The 22,897-nt window shown below is 35.9% G+C and carries 24 protein-coding genes; 14 read left to right on the forward strand and 10 right to left on the reverse strand.

The window, feature by feature from the left end; all coding sequences use genetic code 11:
• Nucleotides 1–229: 229 nt before the first annotated feature.
• The 3 genes from JNUCC51_RS16160 to JNUCC51_RS16170 all read right to left on the reverse strand — a co-directional run bounded on the left by JNUCC51_RS16160 (nucleotide 230) and on the right by JNUCC51_RS16170 (nucleotide 2,003).
• Entirely contained in the window at nucleotides 230–670 is a 441-nt protein-coding gene (locus tag JNUCC51_RS16160; RefSeq protein WP_337988877.1) for a cell wall hydrolase, read from the reverse strand.
• A gap of 191 nt (nucleotides 671–861) precedes the next feature.
• On the reverse strand, nucleotides 862–1,302 hold the full coding sequence (locus tag JNUCC51_RS16165; protein ID WP_337988878.1) for a cell wall hydrolase: 441 nt from the start codon (nucleotides 1,300–1,302) through the stop codon (nucleotides 862–864).
• A gap of 149 nt (nucleotides 1,303–1,451) precedes the next feature.
• Nucleotides 1,452–2,003 (reverse strand): ECF transporter S component, encoded by a 552-nt coding sequence (locus JNUCC51_RS16170; protein ID WP_337988879.1) that lies wholly within the window; start codon nucleotides 2,001–2,003, stop codon nucleotides 1,452–1,454.
• A gap of 190 nt (nucleotides 2,004–2,193) precedes the next feature.
• Between JNUCC51_RS16170 and JNUCC51_RS16175 the strand changes: the two genes are divergently transcribed.
• The 3 genes from JNUCC51_RS16175 to JNUCC51_RS16185 all read left to right on the forward strand — a co-directional run bounded on the left by JNUCC51_RS16175 (nucleotide 2,194) and on the right by JNUCC51_RS16185 (nucleotide 4,856).
• Complete coding sequence (locus tag JNUCC51_RS16175) at nucleotides 2,194–3,042, forward strand: pyridoxamine kinase (RefSeq protein WP_337988880.1); 849 nt, start codon at nucleotides 2,194–2,196, stop codon at nucleotides 3,040–3,042.
• 92 nt (nucleotides 3,043–3,134) lie between these two features.
• The gene (locus tag JNUCC51_RS16180; protein ID WP_337988881.1) at nucleotides 3,135–3,428 is read left to right on the forward strand and encodes a hypothetical protein; all 294 of its coding nucleotides are present in this window, start codon (nucleotides 3,135–3,137) and stop codon (nucleotides 3,426–3,428) included.
• Nucleotides 3,429–3,662: 234 nt separating this feature from the next.
• Nucleotides 3,663–4,856 (forward strand): alpha/beta hydrolase, encoded by a 1,194-nt coding sequence (locus tag JNUCC51_RS16185; protein WP_337988882.1) that lies wholly within the window; start codon nucleotides 3,663–3,665, stop codon nucleotides 4,854–4,856.
• A gap of 45 nt (nucleotides 4,857–4,901) precedes the next feature.
• On the opposite strand, the gene JNUCC51_RS16190 is transcribed toward JNUCC51_RS16185, so the two are convergent.
• Both JNUCC51_RS16190 and JNUCC51_RS16195 read right to left on the reverse strand, forming a co-directional pair.
• Entirely contained in the window at nucleotides 4,902–5,237 is a 336-nt protein-coding gene (locus tag JNUCC51_RS16190) for a CHY zinc finger protein (protein WP_337988883.1), read from the reverse strand.
• 79 nt (nucleotides 5,238–5,316) lie between these two features.
• Nucleotides 5,317–5,853: a DinB family protein gene (locus JNUCC51_RS16195; protein ID WP_337988884.1), complete on the reverse strand. Its 537-nt coding sequence runs from the start codon at nucleotides 5,851–5,853 to the stop codon at nucleotides 5,317–5,319.
• A gap of 100 nt (nucleotides 5,854–5,953) precedes the next feature.
• Here JNUCC51_RS16195 and JNUCC51_RS16200 point away from each other — a divergent pair, with 100 nt between their 5' ends.
• Nucleotides 5,954–6,451 (forward strand): GNAT family N-acetyltransferase, encoded by a 498-nt coding sequence (locus JNUCC51_RS16200; protein ID WP_337988885.1) that lies wholly within the window; start codon nucleotides 5,954–5,956, stop codon nucleotides 6,449–6,451.
• A 126-nt stretch (nucleotides 6,452–6,577) separates the two neighbouring features.
• On the opposite strand, the gene JNUCC51_RS16205 is transcribed toward JNUCC51_RS16200, so the two are convergent.
• Together JNUCC51_RS16205 and JNUCC51_RS24835 are read right to left on the reverse strand one after the other, a co-directional pair.
• Nucleotides 6,578–6,784 (reverse strand): hypothetical protein, encoded by a 207-nt coding sequence (locus tag JNUCC51_RS16205; protein WP_337988886.1) that lies wholly within the window; start codon nucleotides 6,782–6,784, stop codon nucleotides 6,578–6,580.
• Between the two features lie 580 nt (nucleotides 6,785–7,364).
• Nucleotides 7,365–7,526, reverse strand: coding sequence for a YvrJ family protein (locus JNUCC51_RS24835; protein ID WP_100545495.1), 162 nt, complete (start codon nucleotides 7,524–7,526; stop codon nucleotides 7,365–7,367).
• Between the two features lie 342 nt (nucleotides 7,527–7,868).
• On the opposite strand from JNUCC51_RS24835, the gene JNUCC51_RS16210 reads away from it, so the two are divergent.
• Both JNUCC51_RS16210 and JNUCC51_RS16215 read left to right on the forward strand, forming a co-directional pair.
• Nucleotides 7,869–8,459, forward strand: a complete 591-nt coding sequence (locus JNUCC51_RS16210) for a sigma-70 family RNA polymerase sigma factor (protein WP_337988887.1) — start codon at nucleotides 7,869–7,871, stop codon at nucleotides 8,457–8,459.
• A gap of 3 nt (nucleotides 8,460–8,462) precedes the next feature.
• Nucleotides 8,463–8,663: a hypothetical protein gene (locus tag JNUCC51_RS16215; protein WP_049669046.1), complete on the forward strand. Its 201-nt coding sequence runs from the start codon at nucleotides 8,463–8,465 to the stop codon at nucleotides 8,661–8,663.
• Nucleotides 8,664–9,036: 373 nt separating this feature from the next.
• On the opposite strand, the gene JNUCC51_RS16220 is transcribed toward JNUCC51_RS16215, so the two are convergent.
• The 3 genes from JNUCC51_RS16220 to JNUCC51_RS16230 form a co-directional block, all read right to left on the reverse strand.
• A complete protein-coding gene (locus tag JNUCC51_RS16220; protein ID WP_337988888.1) occupies nucleotides 9,037–9,936 on the reverse strand; it encodes a 3-hydroxyacyl-CoA dehydrogenase in 900 nt (299 codons plus the stop codon).
• 216 nt (nucleotides 9,937–10,152) lie between these two features.
• Nucleotides 10,153–10,803: a hypothetical protein gene (locus JNUCC51_RS16225; RefSeq protein WP_337988889.1), complete on the reverse strand. Its 651-nt coding sequence runs from the start codon at nucleotides 10,801–10,803 to the stop codon at nucleotides 10,153–10,155.
• 17 nt (nucleotides 10,804–10,820) lie between these two features.
• A complete protein-coding gene (locus JNUCC51_RS16230) occupies nucleotides 10,821–11,453 on the reverse strand; it encodes a LexA family protein (protein WP_337988890.1) in 633 nt (210 codons plus the stop codon).
• A gap of 320 nt (nucleotides 11,454–11,773) precedes the next feature.
• On the opposite strand from JNUCC51_RS16230, the gene JNUCC51_RS16235 reads away from it, so the two are divergent.
• From JNUCC51_RS16235 to JNUCC51_RS16270, 8 genes are all read left to right on the forward strand, one after another.
• Nucleotides 11,774–12,172, forward strand: coding sequence for a DUF1492 domain-containing protein (locus JNUCC51_RS16235; RefSeq protein WP_337988891.1), 399 nt, complete (start codon nucleotides 11,774–11,776; stop codon nucleotides 12,170–12,172).
• An 889-nt stretch (nucleotides 12,173–13,061) separates the two neighbouring features.
• Nucleotides 13,062–13,370 (forward strand): hypothetical protein, encoded by a 309-nt coding sequence (locus tag JNUCC51_RS16240; RefSeq protein WP_337988892.1) that lies wholly within the window; start codon nucleotides 13,062–13,064, stop codon nucleotides 13,368–13,370.
• Nucleotides 13,371–13,621: 251 nt separating this feature from the next.
• Nucleotides 13,622–13,969: a hypothetical protein gene (locus JNUCC51_RS16245; protein ID WP_337988893.1), complete on the forward strand. Its 348-nt coding sequence runs from the start codon at nucleotides 13,622–13,624 to the stop codon at nucleotides 13,967–13,969.
• A 20-nt stretch (nucleotides 13,970–13,989) separates the two neighbouring features.
• Entirely contained in the window at nucleotides 13,990–14,565 is a 576-nt protein-coding gene (locus JNUCC51_RS16250; RefSeq protein WP_337988894.1) for a major tail protein, read from the forward strand.
• 93 nt (nucleotides 14,566–14,658) lie between these two features.
• Entirely contained in the window at nucleotides 14,659–14,982 is a 324-nt protein-coding gene (gene gpG / locus JNUCC51_RS16255) for a phage tail assembly chaperone G (RefSeq protein WP_337988895.1), read from the forward strand.
• 188 nt (nucleotides 14,983–15,170) lie between these two features.
• Nucleotides 15,171–20,078, forward strand: coding sequence for a phage tail tape measure protein (locus JNUCC51_RS16260; protein ID WP_337988896.1), 4,908 nt, complete (start codon nucleotides 15,171–15,173; stop codon nucleotides 20,076–20,078).
• Nucleotides 20,075–20,887 carry a distal tail protein Dit gene (locus tag JNUCC51_RS16265; protein WP_337988897.1) on the forward strand — a complete coding sequence of 271 codons (813 nt, stop codon included), beginning with the start codon at nucleotides 20,075–20,077 and terminating at the stop codon, nucleotides 20,885–20,887. Before JNUCC51_RS16260 ends, JNUCC51_RS16265 begins: the two co-directional genes overlap by 4 nt.
• 23 nt (nucleotides 20,888–20,910) lie before the next feature.
• On the forward strand, nucleotides 20,911–22,821 hold the full coding sequence (locus JNUCC51_RS16270; RefSeq protein WP_337988898.1) for a pyocin knob domain-containing protein: 1,911 nt from the start codon (nucleotides 20,911–20,913) through the stop codon (nucleotides 22,819–22,821).
• Nucleotides 22,822–22,897 lie beyond the last annotated feature (76 nt).

Raw genomic sequence — 22,897 nt, forward strand, 5'->3', positions numbered from 1 at the left:
CCCCTGTTTTGAACGAACAGGGGGATTATTATGTCCAAATAATGGGGTCTTATAAAGTATAAGCCCTTTAAAGGCTTTTTCTAAACGCTTTTTTGAATTAAGAACGTTCAATGTAAATATATAAATACAAAAAATATCTTGGTAGAGTTACATCGAATATTATATTGTTGGCTATAAGAACCTGCGACTAAAAATGTTGTATTCGCAGCACCAAAACGCAAAGTTGCTCCTATCCTATATAAACACCATCACATGTATCAGGTGCTGGTTCATAGAAGCAATGATTTTTAAATTGACCAGCAAAAGGTTGACCGTACCATGTTGGAGGACATGGGGCATATGGATTGAAGTACCAAAGTGCGTATTTCGCTGGATGATCTCGCCAATAATCCAGATTCATTTTTGCTAATCTTTTTTCATTAGATCGAGCTCTTTGGTAAAATAAATTCCCTTTTTGAACAGCTTCAAAAGAATAATTTCCTCCTTGTACCTGATAAATGACATCTTCCACTGTTCTTAAATCTTCAAAGTCTAAACAATTTGATACAAGACGATTCACAATAACATTGCCAACATATAACATTCCCTGATTTCCTTCACCCTCAGCTTCTGCTCTCATCATCCTTGCCATTAAATCAACGTCAGATTCTCGGTATTTTGCTCTTGGCATTTTTCACCTCCAACATATAGTATGGAAAAATTGCCAATAGTAGTTCATTCGAATTTCTCCCCCTAAGGTGTTTTTAGTGTTTTGAGGTTTTCCCAACCGATAACTGTTATCTATGGAGAATGAATAATGTTCGCCGGAAGTACCTGCGACTAAAATGTTGTATTCGCATCATAAAAAAGCAAAATGGTTACCTATCCTTGATAAACACTTTCGCATGTATCAGGTGCTGGTTCATAGAAGCAATGATTTTTAAATTGACCAGTGAAAGGCTGACCGTACCACGTTGGAGGACATGGTGCGTACGGATTGAAATACCAAAGTGCAAATTTTGCTGGATGATCTCGCCAATAATCCAGAGTTAGTTTTGCTAATCTTCTTTCATTAGGTCTCGCTCTTTGGTAAAACATATTCCCTTTTTGAACAGCTTCAAAAGAATAATTTCCTCCCTGTACCTGATAAATGACATCATTAATTGTTCTTAAATCTTTAAAGTCTGGACATTCCGCTATAACACGATTCACAATGACGTTGCCAACATATAGCATTCCTTGGTTTCCTTCACCTTCCGCTTCCGCTCTCATCATCCTTGCCACTAAGCCAATGTCTGAATCTATATATTTTACTCTTGGCATTTTTTCACCTCCACCATATAGTATGAAAAAAAGCCTTCATTATTGTCATTTGGAAATTTAAACGTAGCCACAATCCTAAATATAATGGTTTTTTTATTAAAAAACACGCCATCTATGCTGTCAGCAAAACAACAAGATGGCGTGTTTATTTAGAAATTCTTTTTGAAGTACGGTGTTTTTTTCATCACAATACATACAGGAATCGCGATAATTAAACCGACAACGTTTTGGATTACGTCTCCTGGAATAGATGCCATAGGGGCAACCCAGCTTTTGAACATAATTGCTTGCCCGATATAGTAGACCGCGATCATCACAGGCATTGAAACAACTGCTGCGAAAATGTTTAATCCGATGTTATCGCCTCTATGTCCTTTAGACCAAGCGATTTTTCCGACGATGGCGCCTTGTAATGCGCGGGAGATAATTGTAGTTGGCGCCCAAATTAACCAGCCACCTACGATATCGAATAAGCCCATTCCAATTGCTCCAGCAAGTGCTCCTTTTTTAGGGCCGAATAAAATCGACGTGATCAAAAGCATGGATGTCCCTAAGTGAATAAGTCCGCCTTGCCCGAATGGTAGTTTAAAATTGATAAACATTGTCGCGACGAAAACAAGAGCAGCAAGAATTGATGTAATGACTAAATCAAATGTTTTCGTGCGTGGTTTTATATAAGATTGACTTTGTATACTTTGCATCTGAATATCCTCGCTATGATGAATTTTTTGATAATTTTAATTTAGCAAAGGACTGACTATCGTAAAAGTGCCAATTTGATAAAAAAAATAGAGGTCAGTTTGTTTTTCTATCAGTGAGTGCATTTTCGCATCTTTCTAATTATGATACGATGAGTAGAATACAAGCTGGATTAGTTAGGTGGAGAGTATGATGAAAAAAGTTGCTGTAATTCAGGATATGTCATCCTTTGGGAAGTGCTCGTTAACTGCTGCGATGCCTGTGCTGTCAGTGATGGGTGTTCAGGCGGTACCATTACCAACTGCGATTTTAACGGCGCAAACAGGGTATTCGAGTTTTTATTGTGAGGATTTAACATCAAAGATGGATCATTTTGTGGATGAGTGGAGCAAACTTGGTGCGACCTTTGATGGCATTCATACAGGCTTTGTGACAGGGAAGGAGCAAATCGATAATATTTTTCGATTTTTAAACGTTTTTCATTCGAGTAAAACGACCTTGCTTGTCGATCCAGTAATGGGTGATTTGGGCGAGGTTTATAAAATGTATACAGGTGAGTTGCTTGATCGTATGAAAGAGCTAGTGAAGAGTGCGGACATTATTACACCAAATATTACAGAATGTTGTTTGCTTACAGGTTTGTCATACGAGAAGTTACAGAGCTATCAGGACGATTCAGATTATATTCATGCGTTAGAGGAAGCGGGCCATCAGCTACAGCAGGAAACTGGAGCGAACGTCATTATTACCGGTTTGAATCCGCCGCCAACAGATGCGAATAAGCGTTACGTAGGTAATATGTATGTCGATGCACATCGTTCATTTTCTAGCATCAGAGAATACAACGGCGAGAGCTATTCAGGCACAGGTGATTTGTTTGCATCCGTCATTATGGGCGGCATGATGCGCGGGCAAGATTTAGTTGAGTCGATGAAACTTGCCGAGACGTTTTTAGCCGCTTCGATTGAAGCTACATCAAAGGAGCAAATTCCGCGCGAAGCAGGCGTGAATTTTGAAAAGTTTTTACGAATGCTACTTTAGAATTCTCAGAGTTTTAATCACATTTTGAGTATGGTGGGTATTCATCAGTTTATTAAGGATATAATTAAAATCATGACTTTGGGAGGTGTATAATGGATTCAATTAGATATTACGTAGTGCAAGTAGATGAGCGCTATTACCAGGGGGAAATTGACCTTCTAGCATTTACAGATGACGAAGAACAGGCCTTTGCGTTTACGGATATTGTGGCTGCAAACCAGTTGGCTAATGAGGTCAATGGAATCGTCCTGACAAGAGAAGTCAGTTATAAGGAGCTTGAAGACTTTTCAGCACAATATCTGGTTGAGTACGAAGCATTGCCAAAAGAAGAGCGTGACACTATAGAATCATTTTGTAGGGATCTTAGTATAGGAATGTTTGAATAAATGCCGAATCGAATCTTTTCGGCTCTTTTTTATGCAGTTATCGATTGAGCTTAAGCATTCTATCTCTCAATAAAATAGTGAACAGCCCGTAGCCACGATTCATGGTTGCGGGCATTTTTTGTAATATTAAGTGTGATTTGTGCGTGTAGAATTAAAATGTGGTGAAGAAATTGGAGCTGCATTTTTAACTGGAAATGATAATAACATATCGTATGTATAGGAGGTTTTAAAAAGATGAATCAGATAACAAATTGGCGACCTAGAGGTTTTTTTCAGTGGCAGCTCACATTCCTCTCTGTGATCGTATGTTTTATTACCAGTATAGTGGCATACTATATTTTTAATCCAAGTAATATGGATAGCATAATGAGTTTGCTTACATGGGGGGCTTCTGTATTTCCGATTCTTCTAGTAGTTGCAACATTAATAATAATAGTTTTATTAGCTCTTTCTTTTTGGAAGAAAACCTTCATTGCTCTTACAGTTCTAATTCCTACTTTGTTGTTATTAATCTTTTTAATTGTGCAGCCAATTAGTAATATGAAAAGCTATGCTAAAAGCGAGAATGTATCGGTTTCTCTTAGCCCACATTTTTTCTATAAACAAGATATCTCAACAAAGCCTAGTGTAGATGTGGTGTATGGGAAAACTTCGGACGGCATTGAATTAAAACTCGATGTGTGGCCAGCAAAGGAAAAATCAGAGGTTGTTTTAACACCTGTCATTGTTCAAGTGCATGGGGGTGGTTGGGTAAGTGGAGATAAAGGCCAAGTTCAAGACTGGAATCAGTGGATGAATGATCAAGGGTACACTGTTTTTGATGTCCAATACCGTATGCCTCCTGAAGCAGGCTGGAAAGATGAAGTAGGGGATATTAAATCGGCGTTAGGTTGGATTTTGCAAAATGCAGATACGTATAAGATTGATTCGAACAGAATCATTTTAATGGGAGAGTCTGCTGGGGGGAATCTAGCTATGCTTGCTGCATATAGTATGGGAGATAAGCATTTGCCACCATCAACGGATGTTCCGGAAGTACCAATCAAGGCGGTGATTAACATGTATGGACCGTCAGATATGACTGAGTTTTATAAGGACAATCCAAGTAAGAATTATGTCCAAGATGTTATGAATAAGTACATTGGAGGTTCACCATCTGAATACCGTGAACGTTATGAGATGCTTTCACCGATAAGTTATATCCAGGAAAATACGCCTCCAACAATTACGTTTTTGGGAACGAGCGACCGTATCGTTCCTGTGGAGCAGGCGACCGTACTGGATGAGAAATTGACTAAGAATGGTGTAGCGCATGAACTTTATCTTCTTCCAAAGGTCGATCATGGCTTTGATGCAAATCCAGGTAGTTTGAGCACACAATTTGCCAAGGAGAAAGTAAAAGCATTTCTTCAAAAATATAATAAATAATAATTAAAACCTTTGAAGGCATTAACCCTTCAAAGGCTTTTCTATTTAGCAAGTACATGTAGCATTATTATCCGTCCCAAAATATATATGAAAATGCTTACTGCAATTTGGATTAAAAAGAGTATTACAATGCTTACAGTTTGTGTGATTCATATATTCATGAATAGTTAATTCATTTTTACATACACCACAAAATATTGCCTTTTCATCAAAATCCTCTTTATTCCATGGCTGAATTTTATGATTTGCATTTTCCTCATGACATTTATAGCAAGGATAATACTCTCCACAACATTTAAATTTAATTGAAATCGTATCTACCTTATTAGAATAGTGCGTACATCTCCCTTGATCATCAATAACATTTCCTAGAATCTTCATGTTTCAAACCTCATTTCATAAATAAAGGTGTCGTTTCACAACGTTTAAATTAAAACTTCGCTAGATGCAATCAATTGATTTATTGCTCCGCCATTATTCTAAAATGATGTTTTTCATGGATGGCAAGTAGCTGGATAGATTGAATAAGGTTAGGATAGTGAGCAAGAGGATCTGGAAAGACAATATGCCCGGCAATATCCTCCTCAATATTTTTTACTAATTCTTGCATTGCATTTGTTTCATTTACTAGTAATTGTTCGATTTCGTCGCTGCTTAGTGTAAAACGTATTTTTGAGGGAGGCACTAATATTCCTGGAGCCCGCATGCCTCTGCCTTTTTTGTTTTTATATTCCTCGTAAATATCATGTATTTCAGTGGCGAATGGTTTATTTCTTCGCATTTTCGCGTAAGGCGTTAGAATTAAGGAAAACTTTGTTGCTGTTTTAAGCATTTTTAGGATCAGATAAAGGTGGTAGAAGTGTTCACCTATAGACCATTTTCCTTCTTTCTCACGATGCCATAGTTGTTCCTGTGAGAGTGAATGAATGCAAGGTAGGTAGTGAGTTCGCTGCTCCTCTAATAGATGAAAATGATGCGCCATACTTTTTGATTTCATATTTTAGACTCTCCTTTATTCCTATTTTAGGAAACTTTCTGATGAAAGTACATAAAACACTATTTATAATTAAATGAAAAGTAGCGTAGGAGGGAAATGAATGAATAGTAGACGTTTAACAGATGCAGATGCTGAAGCTTATCGGAATTTAAGATTAGAAGGGCTACAAAATAATCCCGAGGCATTTGGTTCAAGCTTTGAGGAGGAAAAGGATTATCCGATCGACCAGTTTGCCGACAGATTTGAATCACAGGGTTCTTATACGATAGGGGTATTTGATCATAATGAATTAGTGGGCGTTGCTACGTTAGTTCAGGAAAGTAAGCTTAAGTTAAAGCATAAAGCGAGTATCTTTGCTGTTTATGTTTCTCCGAAAAAGCGAGGGCTTGGCATTGGTAAGCGTTTAATGGTCGAAGCAATTAATAAGGCGAGGGAGTTAAAAGGAGTTGAACAGCTTACTTTAACGGTTGTGTCAACGAATGCTTCAGCAAAAGGACTGTATTCTTCTTTAGGGTTTGAGGTTTTTGGAACTGAGAAGAGGGCATTAAAAATAGGTCAGCAATATTTTGATGAGGATTATATGGTTATATTTCTTTAAAATGAAAGACTCCAAATAGCATTTTAGTCTCTTTTTGGAGTCTTGTATTTATGGTGAGCCCCAATGAATTAATGAAAACAAAGCAATGATTAAAATATCACAGCAATTTTAAAAAGGACGTAGTTGTTAGCGTTTGCCCGTTTTATTCTTCAGTAGCGTTAAACTCAGGACTATATTGATTATTGATAATGAGAATATTAGCCAAAACCCTAAATTACCTAAGCGTTCAATTTGAATTGGTGATTGATTGTAAAAATAATTATAAGTGATACCTAAAACAAGTAAAATTGCCAGCACAATATTAGTCGTTGCAATTTTATTGTTGCTAATCATAATTGCCTCCAATCGATCCTGTTATTGCTGTATAGTATGCTTGAAATAAAAATTCTGATAAAGAATTAAAGCTTCTCGGATTTGATTACATTACTCGATGTTCAAATCGGAATATTCTGCAAATTATCTGGGTAAATCATCTAGGACCTATTCTTCCACCCTTTGTTAACCAACTCCAACACATCTCGAAAAACCGCACCTTTTCTTGAAGTAAATAAGGAAAACCAATAAAAAACCAATACAAAAAAGCAAGAATCAATACACCAGTTAATATACTGTTCATCTGAGTAGCAATAAAAATGCTAAGGAACATAATAAGAAAATATAGTACCGCAATTCTCTTGTAGGCTATCATAAATTTCCCCTCCTATTAATTTACAATCATACAGAAGAGGTAACCTTTTTAGCAATGAAATATATCCGACAAATATTTTAGGTAATCTATATCCTAAATTATTTGTTGGTTTAGGTCATATTTCGTTGAATTGTTCTGACAGCTTTAAAAAGACTGTCCCTAGTTAATCAATAAAATGGTTGGACCTATCTTTCATTACAGTAACAACATTTGATCACACCCCTTTTAGTATTTCTGATATTTAATAATTTCAGATAACTCCGTGATAATATCTTCTAATTTATCTATTTTCCTTTCAAAGCGAATGAACAGATAGACTGTTATGGCAATTGGGAACCCAAAATTTCCTATTAAGCTTATCCACATTGATACATTTTCCGGTGTCATAATGTAAATCACCCTCCTGCTTAATTCAAAATAGTAGTATAAGGTAATCCCCAGATTGGAACGAAATCTATTTCACCAAAATTTAAATTGTAATATGTAAAAGAGAAACAGTCCTTAATAAAAACAACCTTACAGATAAAAAATATTTTTTGATGGTTTCATTACTTAAACTGCTGTTTTATTCCTCCATTTAATACCAATAAAGCTGAATTAACTTATCTTTTTGTATATAAAGGTAATTTTTTACCGCTCGATAAGAACATTTGTTCCTGTTTTGGTTTATAATATAGATACTACATTCACTTTATATAGAAAGAGGGCGGATATAGGAGGGATTATTAAATGGAGAAAGATAATCAAAAAATAGAGGATTTCTTCTATAGAAATAATGAGCAGGTTAACAATCCAATTATAAAAAGCTTTTTGTCGGATTCCCAAAATCTTTATTTGGTGCAAAAAGCAATTTTATATCCTACTGATATTAATAAGAAACTCGTGGATGAATCTTTTCAATCTCACTATGTAAATGTTAGGAAGACCAAATACGTCAGTAATTTAATTTATTTCTTTAGCTTAGATTTCGATAAAAAAAGAAGAAGGCTGCAAAATCGCACTTTATTAATATTAGATAAGGGCTTATCAGAAAAGGATGGCAAGACTGCTATAGAGCGAATAGAAGATGCAAGCAATGAAACTGAGCTTGATAATATCGTTGGGGAAGGGTTATTGGACAATATTGAAGATGAACAGTTATTAAAGTCTCTACAAAAGCTAACGGTTAAACAGCTTCAAATTTTAGAGATGATTTATGTAAAAGAGCTGTCTATAAAAGAGATCGCTCAAACATTACAAACTACACCACAAAATATTTCAAACCTTCACAGGAAAGCTTTAAATAAACTCAATAATACACTCAGAAAAAAGGGGGAATGATTTATGGTGAATTTAGGAGATCAACATAACGAAGAGACTCTAACAATTATCGAGAACTTCATACCTAAAATTAAACATTGCTTACACAATACAGACTATCAAGAAAGGGAAGACCTGGAACAAGAAATTAAACTAAAAATTATAGAAAAGCTTGCAACAGTAAGGTTTCAAGATGCACCTAGTTTTTGGGATTTTTTCTCTTGACTGTATCCCTAGATGACTCGAGTAAGAAATTTAATCAAGTTCTTGGCAAACCTGATCAGTTCGAGTAAATAGCCATCACATTCTTGGTAAACCCGAGCGTACCGAGCAACCTCCCGATCACATTCTCATCATCCGAGCAGATTGAGTTACTACCTGATCATTTTCACGTCATACCCGAGCGGATTGAGTTACAACCCGATCATATTCACGTCATACCCGAGCGGATTGAGTTACTACCTGATCATTTTCACGCCTCACCCGGTCAGATTGAGGTACCATCCGATAACTTCAAATTGCTACCGATGCCGACACATCGAAAATTAAAAAACGATGCACATAGCTATGACACTATGTGCATCGTTTTATTGATTGATTAACCTTTTAGGAAATCAGGTTTTGCAAAGTTTGGGTTTGGATATTTATAGAAACCTTCGCCTGTTGCGCGACCTAGTTTGCCTTTATCGATATACTCTGTTTTTAAGAGGTTGGCTAATTTTTTAAAGCTTTCTTCACCAGTAGCAGCGGCTTTCGCTTCTACAATGTTGAAAGCAGTATTTATACCAACAATGTCAAGGATGGCGAATGGACCTAGTGGTGCGCCTGTTCCGATCATCCATGTTTTGTCGATTGTTTCTGGGTCTGCTACTTCTTTTACTAATAGTGATTCAGCAGCATCTAAAAATGGAACTAGTAATGAATTTAAAATATAGCCTGGTTGTTCTTTATATAATGGAAGTGGAACCATGCCGATTGCACGTGCAAATTCTACAACTTCATCGAACACTTTCATATCAGTGCCTGGATGTTTCATAATTTCGGCTGTGTTGTTTTTCCAAATCGTATTTGCGAAGTGAAGCGCTATAAACTTCTCTGGACGACCAGTTGCTTCTGCAAATTGGCTTGGTAATAAAGTAGATGAGTTTGTCGCAAAGATTGTTTTAGCAGGGGCGACTTTGCCAAGATTTGTGTAAAATTCTGTTTTAATTTTAACAACTTCAGGAATTGCCTCAATCACAAGATCAGCATTTGCAACCGCTTCTGATAAATCACTGTTAAATGATAAGCGTGCATATGCAGCATCCACTTCTTCTTGAGTCGCGCCTAAATCTTGTTGGTATAACGGTTTTAATTTTGTAATACGATCTTGTGCATTTGTTAATGCCTCATCATTAATATCGTATACCGTTACATTAAATCCTTTAAAAGCTGATTGATACGCAATTTGACTACCTAGAACACCGCTACCTGCAACCGTAATGTTTTGATAATTCATCCTAAATTCCTCCTTCGAAATTGTTACATTAAAATAATTGTTTGGATATGTAATGTATCCCTTACTACAACTCCATACTACTTCTTTCGATATTGAAAAATCAAATGAAAGCCTCAATTATTATAATGATATAAAGAATCCTGCAATGGATTGAATTTTCTAAAAGCAAGTATGGACTTATAACAATAAAAAAATGTCACCCGAGAGAGCGACATTTTAATTTTCAATGGCTGTTAATGCTTTATCCATTTGACGTTCATTATATTTTATTGCATTACTATTGATGGATTCGAGTCCTTTAAAAGTATAATTCGAGTTTTGATAAAACCCAAAGACAAAATCGTTAATAGGCGTTTCTTCTTCTCCATAGTATCTATTCACTACATATGCCTTAAATATATTTCCTAGCATATATTCATTATTTTGTACGTCTGCTAAATATTTTTTATTTTTATATTCGGCAACGATGTAATCCTCGAATTCTTTGATTTCAGCCTTTGTAGCTGGATATTTTTTAGCGTAGGCTTCGATTGTATCGAACTTTTTTGAAGGAGTGCTATTAAAAGAAGCAACCTCTTTTACTTTATCCTGCCAAGTTGCATCTTTTGTTGATTCTACTTTAGCTACGGGTTTTTCTTCATGTTTCTCGTTAGGAGATTCTTCTTGGCTTACTTTATAAGACTCAGGTAGAAATTCACTAGCACTTAAAGCAGAAAGACCTAAAATAAAGATAGAAATTCCCGTAAACTTTAGCATTTTAATTGCTTTTATTCTGTCCAATTTTATGAAATTGAAAATGGCAAGAAGAAGGGAAATCACTCCTACTATACCACTTAAGAAAAATATGCCAGAAAGTAATTTAAACAAGTATAAAGCCCCCTTTCTTAAAGTGTAACTTTAAAACTGATAGCTTTTCCAATAATCTTTGCAGGATTATTTTGGTCTACTATATAAGGTTCATGTTTTGGGTTATCTGGCATTAGTAAAATGGTATCTCCTTGTTTTTTTACACGCTTAAGAGTTGCTTCTGTATCTCCATTTACAAGGACGGCTGCTATCTCGCCGTATTCAACTTCACTTTGCTCTCTAATCAAAACCTTAGAGCCATTTGGTATAGTCGGCTCCATCGAATCACCTTTTGCCACTAAAGCAAAAATATTCCCTGCAGGTAATAACTCGGAAAACTCGTACATATACCCTTCGACATTTTGCTCCGCTAGAATAGGCTCTCCACAAGCGATGGTACCTAAGATTGGAATTTTCGCAAGGTTAGGTTGTATTTCAATTAAATTTGTCGGCTGCTCTTCCGTTAACTCAGAACGCCTAATATTAAAGTAGTCAGCCATTAACTGAATTTTATCAGGCCTAGGGTATGTGCTAGCTTTCATCCAATTAGAAACGGTTGTCTCTGGTAAATTTAAATCTCTAGCCATATCTGTTTGATTTAAACCTCTTTTATCCAATTGCTGTTTTAAGTTGATAGAGAAGACGATTTTTAGTTTATCCGATTTATCCATATTAAAGCACCTCCTTTCCATATAATGATACCGATAATCAGTAGTTGTGTAAACTTTAAAGTACCTTTTAAAGGAATTTTTTACTTGACTATACCGTTTAAAGGTATTACAATAAATTTACATTGTAAATGATATTGATTGAGTAGTAACTGGATCTATTTAAGAATAAGGGCGGGATTTAGAATGCAATAAAATAAAGAAGCGTGTTGAAGAAGAAGCAATAGAGAGAGAAATTACGGCGGATAAAAATTTTTTTATACAATAGTACCGTTTAAAGGTATTTTATCATTAATTAAATAAAAATAAAGTGGGTGCTAAGTATGTACGAATGGTTAAGAGATTATCAGCAAATTGAAGATGAAATTACATATTTGGAATATAATTTAGAGAGATCACAAAAAGAGTTGAAACGTTGGGTCAGTGGCGATTTAGCAGGAGTAAAACTGACTGCAGAATCTGATGGCGCGAAACTAGAGGACCGGATAGAGCGAATTGAAAAAGAATTACAAATTAAGCTTACTGAACAGAAGAATTTTATGGAGCTTATTAGTAATTTCAGTGGATTGAATCACAAAATTTTAAAAATGAAATATGTAGATGGCATGACATTAGAAGAAATAGCTGAAGAGTTAAATTACAGTGCAAGCTATATTTATAAAAAACATGCGGAAATTGCCAAGATGATTAAATTTGCTCACCAAATAAAACTTACACATTGATACCGTGTAGTATGAAATTTTTATTAACTGTAGCTAGAGACCACTTTTGAAAAGTGGTCTTTTTTATGGACAACGGTAGATGAGTTTCCCTGAACTGACACCCAGCAGTATGAATAGAAATGATTGAAAATCCATTATATGATGGTAGTGTAAAAGTTCGGTTAATGAACAATATATACTTTAGCTAGAGATCACTTAGAAGAAAGTGATCTTTTATATGGAAAGCTCCGCTAAGTGAACTTTCCTTTAACTGACACTCACTTATGAGAATAGAAACAATTGAAATTCCATTGTATGATGGTAAAGTAAAAGTTCGGTTAATGAACAACATATTCTTTAGTTAGAGATCACTTAGAAGAAAGTGATCTTTTATATGGAAAGCTCCGCTAAGTGAACTTTCCTTTAACTGACACTCAGTAATGAGAATAGAAACGATTGAAATTCCATTGTATGATGGTAGAGTAAAAGTTTGGTTAATGAACAACATATACTTTAGTTAGAGATCACTTAGAAGAAAGTGATCTTTTATATGGAAAGCTCCGCTAAGTGAACGTTCCTTTAACTGACACTCACTTATGAGAATAGAAACAATTGAAATTCCATTGTATGATGGTAAAGTAAAAGTTCGGTTAATGAACAACATATTCTTTAGTTAGAGATCACTTAGAAGAAAGTGATCTTTTTTTATGGAAAGCTCCGCTAAGTGAACTTTCCTTTAACTGACACTCACTTATGAGAATAGAAACGATTGAAATTCCGTTATATGATGGTAATGTAGAAGTTCGATTGACGAGCAACATACACAGTAAAGATAAATAACTACCAGCTAGAAACCACTCCATGCCGAGTGGTTTTTTTGCTCATTAAATAAATAGAAGGGTGTGAGTAGATGGAGCCTATTTACGCAAAGTGCAATAAATCATGTGGTCACAAATTTTATGTTCAACATTTTAAGAAAGACAAGCTGCAGAATGCGATTGAGAAAACTTATTTTACTTGTCCAAACTGTGGTCGAGAGTATGTATGCTTTTACACGGATGATCATACACGAAAGCTTCAAGCTGCATTAAGAGAGTTACATCGAGAAATGAAATGGATTGAAAAAGATGAGCTAGAGGGGCTAAAGAGAAGAGAGTCAGACTTAAAACAATTAATTTCGAACGGTATGGCTAGTGCTAAAAAATTAATTGAAGGCTAATTGAATCCATGTTCTTGAAAGGAGGTGAATAAAGTGAATAGGAACGCAAGTATGAAAACGTCTACTGGTTTCTTTTCAGTAGGCGTTTTTGATATTCCGAAAATCAGTAATTGTAAACAGCTTTTATATTCCGAGAAGCCAACATCATTAGAACTCTTACTTTATTTAAGAAGTTCAATATTTCATTCGCTGAAAGGAGATACTATTTTAAAATCTTACCTACATTTAAAATAGTAGATTAGGAGAAAATTATGAGAGATCTAATGAATCACATTACCTCTATATTAGAGCCATTAGGTCTGCCCATCATCTTTAATGGATATCCTACGGGCTCAGAAAAGCCAAATCAGTTCATTACCTTTTTAGAGTTAAGTGCAAAGCCTATCTTTGAAGTAGGCGGAGATGAACTGGAGATCGAAAGGATTATACAAATTAATGTATGGTCTAATTCGAATTATCATCAGCTTGCAGAGAGCATCAAACGATTGATGGGAAGTGCTGGCTATGAGCGAACTTTAGAATATGATGAACCAAATACTACAGGCGAGTCTCACTATAATAGGGTGCTACGATTCGTCTTTTTTGATGAAAAATTATAAAAAATCAGGAGGTCATGTAAATGACAACAGTAAATGAAAAACCACAAAAAATTAGCTTAAAACGTATTCACTATGCACTAATGACAAATGAACAAACAGAGACATGGGGTGAAGTGAAAACTTTAACAATGCCTATTTCTATGACACTTACACCAAACTTCTCAGAAGCGCATTTAGATGCTGGGGATCGAGTAGTGGATCAGGAAGCACAATTGGATTCTATCACAATTGCTGGTGAAACTGCTGATTTACCAACAGATGTGCTAGTAGATTGGTATGGACACAAAAAATCTGCTGAAGGCGGTATTATTACAAACGCAAATGATACACCAAACTCGATTGCAATTGGTTTTGAATCAGGCTCTAAGCTGGTTTGGTTATTAAAAGCAAAATTAAAACCAGGTGAAGAAACAAATACAACTCGTAAAAAAGGTGAAACAAGTTATAAAGTATATCCATTCGGTGGTGAAGCATTACCACTAATCGATGGTGTTATCAAACATACGGTAGATACACGAGATGCAGGAGTAACAGTGACTGCAGAAACATTCTTTAAAGCTGTTGCAAAACCAAGCGAAACAGTTGTAACACCATAATAGATGAGAAGCCCTTTTTAAGGGTTTCTTTTCTTTTTTAAATAGCAATGACGGCATTATTAATGAAGATAACTAGAAAAGGATGGATGAATTATGCAAATTACTTTAAAAATTAACGGACAAGAGAAAATTTTCTCGAATGATTTTGTGAAAGCACGTGTGTTCCGAAATGCACTTAAGATGAACGAAAAAATGCGAAAAGAAGGTAATGAAATTTCTGTAGAAACATTTGATGAGATGATTTCCTTTGTTGTAAACGTGTTTGATAATCAATTTACAATTGATGATGTATGGGACGGTTTAGAGGCCGGAAGATTACAAGATGAAATTATGCGAGTTTTCAATAACGTGCTAAATATTGGTGGACTTGAAACAAAACCGGCCCTTAATGATGCTGAGGGAAAGCTAGTGGAATAACTCCTTATGAGTATATTAAAAAATTTTATCGGGATTTGATAAAAGAAGGTTATAAATTACATGAAGTCGACGAAATGGACATTCATTTTTGGTTCGAACTTACAAGTGATTTTGATGAAATGGAGGAGGTCACAGCTGATGAAATTTCTTGGTTGTGATTTGTTTTCCAAAAAAGGCGGTGATGAAAAGTGGCGGAAATTAGTGCTGTGGAACTTAGTCTAAATACTTCTAATTTTGATGGATCCATTGAGCAATCTATAAGGAGATTGACCGCAATGGGGGCAGAATTACAGGCTTTACAGGCGCTTGGTACTAATTACGAAAACTCTATGGAGGGTTTATCAAAAAAACAAGATATACTCACTCGATCAGTTGAAGCATCGAACCTTAAACTAAGGGAGCAACGTAATAAATATGAAGAATTAATTGCCTCCGAGTCAGCGAATACAGAAGCAATTGAAAAACAAGCGATCGCTGTTAATGAAGCTCTCGTTGAATACAATCGTTTAACTACACAGTTAAAAGATGTAGAAAATCAATTAAATGTACAGTCATCAAGCTGGAATAAATTTCAGGAAGCTGGCGGTAAAGTAAAATCTGTTGGAGAAAGCATATCCTCTATTACAGCCCCTATTAAAGGTTTTGGTGCTTTTGCTCTAAATGCTGCAGTAGATTTTGAAAGTGCTTTTGCTGGAGTGCGTCAAACGGTAAACACGAGCGAGGAAGGTTTTAAAAAGCTTGAAGATGGTATACGAGGTATGGCTAAGGAGCTGCCTGTTAGTGCTACCGAAATTGCGGGAGTTGTTGAATCAGCAGGACAGCTAGGAATTGCTGAAGAACACCTATTATCTTTCTCACGAACAGTAATTGATATGGGAAATTCCACGAGTATGACCCGTGAGCAGGCTGCGAAGGAATTTGCTGATTTTGCAAAAATTGTTGGGATGGGGCAAGGTGATTTTGACCGTTTAGGCTCTTCAATTGTTGAACTTAGCAGCAAAATGAACGTTTCTGCTTCGGATATTATGGCAATGGGAAAGGGATTTGCCGAGCAAGCTTCCAAAGCTGGTCTAACAGAGGTGCAAATCATGGGACTAGCGGCTACTATGTCTAGTCTGGGTATTAAAGCCGAAACCGGGGGAGCTGCGATGACTTCGGTTCTTCAAAAAATCCAAAAAGCAGTAGGGGATGGTGGCGATAGCTTATCAGGGTTTGCTAAAGCTGCCAACATGTCTAGTGCAGATTTTAAAAAGGCCTTTGAAACAGATGCTGCCTCTGCATTAGATGCATTAGTGAAGGGGCTAGCTGAATCAGCAGAAGGTGGAGCTAACTTAACAAGTATACTTTCAGACTTGGGAGTTAGCGGTAACGAAACAGATGTACTATTAAAAATGGCTGGAGCCTCTGATTTGCTATCATCGGCTGTTAATTCATCCTCAGCTGCGTGGGAGGAAAACACGGCTTTATCAGATAAAGCAGCTGAACGTTATAAAACGACAGAATCTCAAATGGCCACAATGAAAAATGAACTAACAGATATCGGAATTAGTATCGGGAATATTCTAATACCCATCGTGAAGAGTTTTTTAGAAAAGCTTCAGCCATGGATTGAAAAGTTTTCTAACCTTAGCGATGGTACCAAAACGCTAATTACGATTATTGGTGGGATTGCGGCAGTTATTGGGCCAGTTATTGTAGCATTTGGAACAGTAATATCAACTGTCGGTACAATTATAGGAGCAATTAGTAGCCTAGGATCTGTTTTTGCAGTATTAAGTGGACCAATAGGATGGATTGTAGCTGCTATTGCCGCACTTATAGCTGGCGGTATAGCATTATATAAAAACTGGGATGTAGTTAGTGCAAAAGCAGTTGAAATATGGGAAGGCATAGCAAGCTTTTTCTCAGAATTGTGGACAAGCATTACAGAAGCGGCTTCCGCTGCATGGGAAGGGTTTACCCAACTACTCACAGACTTATGGACGTCAATTATAGACGGAGCGATAGAAATATGGGGAGGAATGGTAACCTTCTTCTCAGAATTGTGGACAAATATCACAGAACTAGCGTCTATCGCATGGGAAGAGTATACTCAACTACTCACAGACTTATGGACGTCAATTATAGACGGGGCAATAGTAGTATGGGAAGGAATGGTAACTTTCTTCTCAGAATTATGGACAAATATCACAGAACTAGCTTCTATTGCATGGGAAGAGTTCACGCAGTTACTCTCAGACTTATGGACGTCAATTATAGACGGAGCAATTGAAATATGGGAAGGCATGGTAACATTCTTCTCTGAATTGTGGACAAATATCACAGAACTAGCTTCTATCGCATGGGAAGAGTTCACGCAGTTACTCTCAGACTTATGGACGTCAATTATAGACGGAGCAATTGAAATATGGGAAGGCATGGTAACATTCTTCTCTGAATTGTGGACAAATATCACAGAACTAGCTTCTATCGCATGGGAAGAGTTCACGCAGTTACTCTCAGACTTATGGACGTCAATTATAGACGGAGCAATTGAAATATGGGAAGGCATGGTAACATTCTTCTCTGAATTGTGGACAAATATCACAGAACTAGCTTCTATCGCATGGGAAGAGTTTACTCAACTACTCTCAGACTTATGGACGTCAATTATAGACGGAGCGATAGAAATATGGACTAGCTTTGTAGAAAGCCTATCAAATATTTGGACATCAATAGTTGATATCGCTGCTACTATATGGGGTACCATTTCATCCACGATTATCGAAATCGTTACAACTATTATTAATGGAATAGAAGTTGGATGGAATAAATTAAAAGAAACTACCGAAATTGTATTTAATGTTGTTAAGTCATTTTTGAGTGATGTATGGAATAATGTGAAAAATATGATTGTAGGCACGGTAGGAAGTATTGTTGATTTAGTTGTATCGGGATGGACAAGGTTCAGCCAGATGACAACAAATACATTTAATACGATAAAAAACTTTTTGAGTAATGTCTGGGAATCTATCAAAACTACGGTAGTAAATACAGCAACTCGATTAGTAACAAGCACTATCCAAAAATTTCTCGATATTAAAGTGGCAATAGAAACAAAGATGAATGAGGCTAAAAGAGTTGTTACTGATATTTGGGATAAAATACTTAGTATTTTCAGAGCCCTCGATTTGCGTAAAATTGGTAAAGATATTATTCAAGGTCTAATTAATGGTATTGGCGACATGGCAGATCTTGTTTGGAAAAAAGCTAAATCAATTGCAACATCAATAGGAGATGCAATAAAGAGCACTTTAAAAATCAATTCTCCTTCACGAGTAATGATTGCCATCGGTAGAGGCGTTGGTGAAGGCTTAGCAATAGGGATTGAGAAAGGCAGTGATGGAGTTAACAGGGCCGCTGAGAAATTAGCAGAGGCTGCAATTCCAGATTTCACCGAGCGTTTATCAATTTCTAAAGAGGCCATCGAAAAAGCCCAGCAAATCGTAAGCAATGTAATAAAAGCAAATGCAGCTGAAATGCAGACCTTGCAGAAAGAAGCGGAGAATAAAAGAGCTGAGATTTCTCAACAGGCTTCAGATAAAATTACGGCAATCAAAAACAATGCAGCAAAAAAACATGTAGCTCTTACAGCAGATCAGGTAGCCCTAATCAAGAAGATAGAAGAACAATCATTAAAAGACCGCGAAGCGATTACAAATCAATATGCAGATAAAATGGCAAAAGTGGAATATAGGTCTGCAGCTGAAAAATTCAGAGCCTTAAAAGAATATGTTGAAGCTCAGAAATCTGCCGGAGAAATGTCGGCAAAACAAGAAGCTGAATTTTGGCGCTATAGTGCAACGGCGTTTAAAGAAGGTACAAAAGAAAAAACAAATGCTTTAAAAGAGTTCAAAAAAGCGTATTCTGATATGGTTAAGGAACAATTCGAAAAAGAGAAGGACTACGTTGAAAAACGTAAAAAGTACAATTCAATCTCTCTAGCAGAGGAATTGAAAATTTATGAACGCTATTTAGGACAATATGAGGCTGGTACAGACGAACGCACGTATTATGAAGAAAAATTTTATAATACGAAAAAAGAAATAAGCGAAAAAATTAAAACTATCAACAATGATTATTTAAAGCAGACGCAGGATGTTAACAAAAAATTATTGGATGAAGAGCAAAAGCTTAACGATGATTACAATAAGGCTCTAGAGAGTCGTATTAAAAGTATCAAAGGTTACTTTGGATTATTTGATGAAGTTAAAGTAGCCGATCCTGTTGATTCTTCCAGCTTAACGCAAAATTTAAGTGAGCAAGTGAATGCCTTATCTCAATGGCGAATTGAGTTATCGAAACTTGAAATTCGTGGATTATCAAGTGAGATTATTGATGAACTCGAGGCAATGGGCCCGAGTGTCCTTGCGCAGCTAGAAGCTTTAAATCGAATGACAGATGCAGAAATGTTTCAATATCAAGACTTGTATGAGAAGAAGCTGTTAATAGCACGTGAATCAGCGATAAAGGAACTAGAACCATTAGAAGCTGAAACGAAGGCGAAAATTGAAGGTCTACGTAAAACAGCAAATTCGGAATTGAACACACTAAATAGCGAGTGGCAAAAGAAAATCAAGGATGTTGTTCTGGGAACAGAAGAAACCCTAGGCTCTATGAATGAAATTGGGAAAAATGCTATTCAAGGTTTAATTGATGGCATGAATGGAATGCAATCAGCATTACAGCAAACCGCAAATAACCTTGTCCAAAATGTTTCGGATACATTAAGAGATGTGCTAAATCTAAGTCCAACATCTTCTCTATTACAAAAGATTGGAGATGGTTTAGTCGATGGGTTTGACTCTATTATGAATAAAGCTACTAATGTTAGTAAACTTCTAGCAAATAGTGTTACCCATGATTCATCTTCTTTATTGCCAATACAAAAATCAAAGAATAACAAAACATCACAAAATTCAGGGCCATCAACTATTGTTGTACAATCCATATTAGATGGACAAGTTTTAGGTGAATCTGTTGTAGATGTCGTAAGTGGCAAACAATATAGCAATGCAAGCATTCATGCATTGACGAGGGGGTTAAGTGGTATATGAAGATGATTTTAAAGGATGGCCGTGAAATGCTGATGAGCGACTACAGTTTAAAATTATTAAAATATTACATTCCTTCTGTATCAATAGAACATCAATCGTCTGAGGTCGATGGCAGTGATGGAGCAATCTTCACGAGCACACGTTTTAGTGGACGAACGATTACTGCAAAATTTATGTATAAAGCGTTTGATTATCATGATTTTAAATTGTTTATTGCCGACATTAATATGCTGTTTGCCCGAAAAGAATATTTTTATATTATTTTTGATGCAGAGCCAGGAAAGCGCTGGAAGGTACGTCTGGCAAATAGCTATCAACCAAATGAGCTATTACGAAAAGTAGGAGAGCTCGAAATACAATTTATTTGTGAAAATATTTATGCAGAATCGGTTCCTACAACTTTAGATTTAAAGGAATGGGACATTGATAAATGGGCATGGGGCATGGGTCTTGATTGGGATGAAGATTTAGCCTACTCATTTAATAGCAACCATTTCACAATTAAAAATTACGGAAATGTTGCTGTGGATCCACGCCAAAATGAGCTTACTATTACTTTAAAAGGTATTTTCAACAATAGCGTTACTATTACTAATAACACCACAGGAGACGTGTATCAGTTTAATGGTGCTTTATCTTCTTCTGATGAATTAAAAATTAGCAGTATTCGTTCATTTAAAAACGGTACTTCTGTTTTTAAACAAACAAATAAAAAACTCCTCTCACTAGCAGCTGGAGATAATAGTTTTTCAATCTCAGGCGGTACTGTTCACAGTATCGTTTTTAATTTTAGATTTTTATATATGTAATTAAGGAAGGTGAAGAAAAAGAGATGGTCATTAATTTACACACGACACAATCACCAGTCAGTCGATCAGAACGAATTAAAATAAATGAAAACTGGCAAAGGATTATTGAAGGGTTAACGAATTTACAAACTCAGATAAATATTTTAGTAGGCGGAGAAATTGATGGATTACTACAAAAGTTAGATGATGCAATAGAACAGGCTAATATTGCTGTACAACAAGCGATCGATAAAAATAATGAAGAAACCCAAAATGCTATTGAAGCCAACAATACTGCACTGCAAAATGCTTTGAATACACTTTCTGAAATGATTACTCAGTTAGATTTGGCAATTTCAAATGCAGAAACTGTTACAACGGAGACAAATTTAGTTAAACAAAGTGCTTTAGATGCTGTGGAACAAACAATGACAGCAATTAGTGAGATTAAATCTTTTATTGAGCATTTAAATCATCGAGGCATTTGGTCTCCGAGTGTACAATATTACAAGAATAATATGGTAGTTTATGATGGTTCCACATTTATTGCTTTACAGGATACTATTGGAGACTCCTTACCCAACCAACAAGATAAAGTGAATGATTATTGGTCATTGTTTGTTGAAAAAGGAGAACAAGGCGAAAAAGGTGAACCGGGAGCAGGAATTAATATACTTGGAAAATTAAGTAGTGTAAACGATTTACCTCAACAAGCGAATATAGGTGATGCGTACTTAATTGAGGGAAGTCTTTATATTTGGAATGGCTTGTCGTGGGAAAACGTTGGGAATATTAAAGGTGAAAAAGGGGACAGAGGTGATAAAGGAGACAAAGGAGAAAAGGGAGAGCAAGGGCTACCAGGAAAAGATGCAGATATTACCGAACTAAATCAAACTATTTCAGATTTGCAGCAAATTGTTGATGTTAATAAAGATAAAATTAATAAACATTTAGAAAACAATTCACAGCATATGGATGATTCATCTCGTTTTGGTAAGAGAGCTAAAATTGTAAATGATTGGAATAGTACAACTAGTAATGGTATTTACATTTCTCAGGGGAACGCACCGTTTAATCAATGGGCTATGGGAGAAGTTATTGTTAATGATACTGGTAATTTTATTTATCAAAAGGTTTTTAGTATTTCTGATAGATTAAGTTATTCTAGGTGGTTCACTGATAATTTAGGTTGGTCTGAATGGACTCCTACAGGAACTGGAATGAATGTGGCACCAGATACTGGTGGGAACGAAAACCCTAACACAACTTCAAAACCATTAATTATTACTAACCATGCAAATGCTGGAGGTGGCTGGTGGTATATAGAAACGAAATGGTATAGATCAACTAGTGCTGGGGAGAAGAGTCAAATCGCTACTAGTTATGCATCAGGTGCAACCCCAACTTTAAAAGTACGACATTGTTATAATGGCACTTGGACGGCATGGTCTCAGGATCTTCAAGGGCTTTTTACATCTGTAAGTAATGGTAAATCTCAAGTTGCGAACGCCATTACCCAAAAAGGTGTAGCTACTAGTCCTACAGCAGAGTTCGCGACAATGGCTAATAACATTTTAACAATACAACAATCCAAATATAATAGCACTTACAGACAAAGAAGTTTTAGCTATAGTTCTTCAAGACATGAGGTTGAAGAGGTTTTTAATGCTGGTTTTCCAATAAAGAGTGCTTTAATAGTATGTCATCATTTTACTACAAATAATGGTAAAATAGAAACAACTGTATCTTTTTTATATACAAAAGGTGAAAATGGATATCTAAAGACAGGTAGCTATTCTCAAGATGGATATCATTTAGCGGATGTTACTCCGATTAGTAATGGAGGCTTACAATCTGGTATAGAGGGTAACATTGTTTATGCTAGATTAACTTATTTCGGAAGTATCAACGTTCCTGCACAGAATGTAGGTATTGAAATTTTTGCGTGGGGATAATAATTCTGATATTGCTAAAATAATGTAATTTATCTTTAATGGAGTCTACTTTATAACAGGGATTTTTATTGAAAGT

The organism is Lysinibacillus sp. JNUCC 51 (assembly GCF_015999525.1).
Taxonomy (GTDB): Bacteria; Bacillota; Bacilli; order Bacillales_A; family Planococcaceae; genus Lysinibacillus; species Lysinibacillus xylanilyticus.

Bases quoted from the DNA above. Each gene is read 5' to 3' on its own strand.
- JNUCC51_RS16215 (WP_049669046.1), top strand. From the start codon at position 8,463: ATGGTGAATTTAGGAGATCAACATAACGAAGAGACTCTAACAATTATC.
- gpG (WP_337988895.1), top strand. From the start codon at position 14,659: ATGCAAATTACTTTAAAAATTAACGGACAAGAGAAAATTTTCTCGAAT.
- JNUCC51_RS16245 (WP_337988893.1), top strand. From the start codon at position 13,622: ATGAGAGATCTAATGAATCACATTACCTCTATATTAGAGCCATTAGGT.
- JNUCC51_RS16160 (WP_337988877.1), bottom strand. From the start codon at position 670: ATGCCAAGAGCAAAATACCGAGAATCTGACGTTGATTTAATGGCAAGG.
- JNUCC51_RS24835 (WP_100545495.1), bottom strand. From the start codon at position 7,526: ATGACACCGGAAAATGTATCAATGTGGATAAGCTTAATAGGAAATTTT.
- JNUCC51_RS16165 (WP_337988878.1), bottom strand. From the start codon at position 1,302: ATGCCAAGAGTAAAATATATAGATTCAGACATTGGCTTAGTGGCAAGG.
- JNUCC51_RS16200 (WP_337988885.1), top strand. From the start codon at position 5,954: ATGAATAGTAGACGTTTAACAGATGCAGATGCTGAAGCTTATCGGAAT.
- JNUCC51_RS16205 (WP_337988886.1), bottom strand. From the start codon at position 6,784: ATGATTAGCAACAATAAAATTGCAACGACTAATATTGTGCTGGCAATT.
- JNUCC51_RS16235 (WP_337988891.1), top strand. From the start codon at position 11,774: ATGTACGAATGGTTAAGAGATTATCAGCAAATTGAAGATGAAATTACA.
- JNUCC51_RS16240 (WP_337988892.1), top strand. From the start codon at position 13,062: ATGGAGCCTATTTACGCAAAGTGCAATAAATCATGTGGTCACAAATTT.
- JNUCC51_RS16220 (WP_337988888.1), bottom strand. From the start codon at position 9,936: ATGAATTATCAAAACATTACGGTTGCAGGTAGCGGTGTTCTAGGTAGT.
- JNUCC51_RS16175 (WP_337988880.1), top strand. From the start codon at position 2,194: ATGAAAAAAGTTGCTGTAATTCAGGATATGTCATCCTTTGGGAAGTGC.
- JNUCC51_RS16265 (WP_337988897.1), top strand. From the start codon at position 20,075: ATGAAGATGATTTTAAAGGATGGCCGTGAAATGCTGATGAGCGACTAC.
- JNUCC51_RS16230 (WP_337988890.1), bottom strand. From the start codon at position 11,453: ATGGATAAATCGGATAAACTAAAAATCGTCTTCTCTATCAACTTAAAA.
- JNUCC51_RS16180 (WP_337988881.1), top strand. From the start codon at position 3,135: ATGGATTCAATTAGATATTACGTAGTGCAAGTAGATGAGCGCTATTAC.
- JNUCC51_RS16190 (WP_337988883.1), bottom strand. From the start codon at position 5,237: ATGAAGATTCTAGGAAATGTTATTGATGATCAAGGGAGATGTACGCAC.
- JNUCC51_RS16210 (WP_337988887.1), top strand. From the start codon at position 7,869: ATGGAGAAAGATAATCAAAAAATAGAGGATTTCTTCTATAGAAATAAT.
- JNUCC51_RS16170 (WP_337988879.1), bottom strand. From the start codon at position 2,003: ATGCAAAGTATACAAAGTCAATCTTATATAAAACCACGCACGAAAACA.
- JNUCC51_RS16270 (WP_337988898.1), top strand. From the start codon at position 20,911: ATGGTCATTAATTTACACACGACACAATCACCAGTCAGTCGATCAGAA.
- JNUCC51_RS16195 (WP_337988884.1), bottom strand. From the start codon at position 5,853: ATGAAATCAAAAAGTATGGCGCATCATTTTCATCTATTAGAGGAGCAG.
- JNUCC51_RS16250 (WP_337988894.1), top strand. From the start codon at position 13,990: ATGACAACAGTAAATGAAAAACCACAAAAAATTAGCTTAAAACGTATT.
- JNUCC51_RS16185 (WP_337988882.1), top strand. From the start codon at position 3,663: ATGAATCAGATAACAAATTGGCGACCTAGAGGTTTTTTTCAGTGGCAG.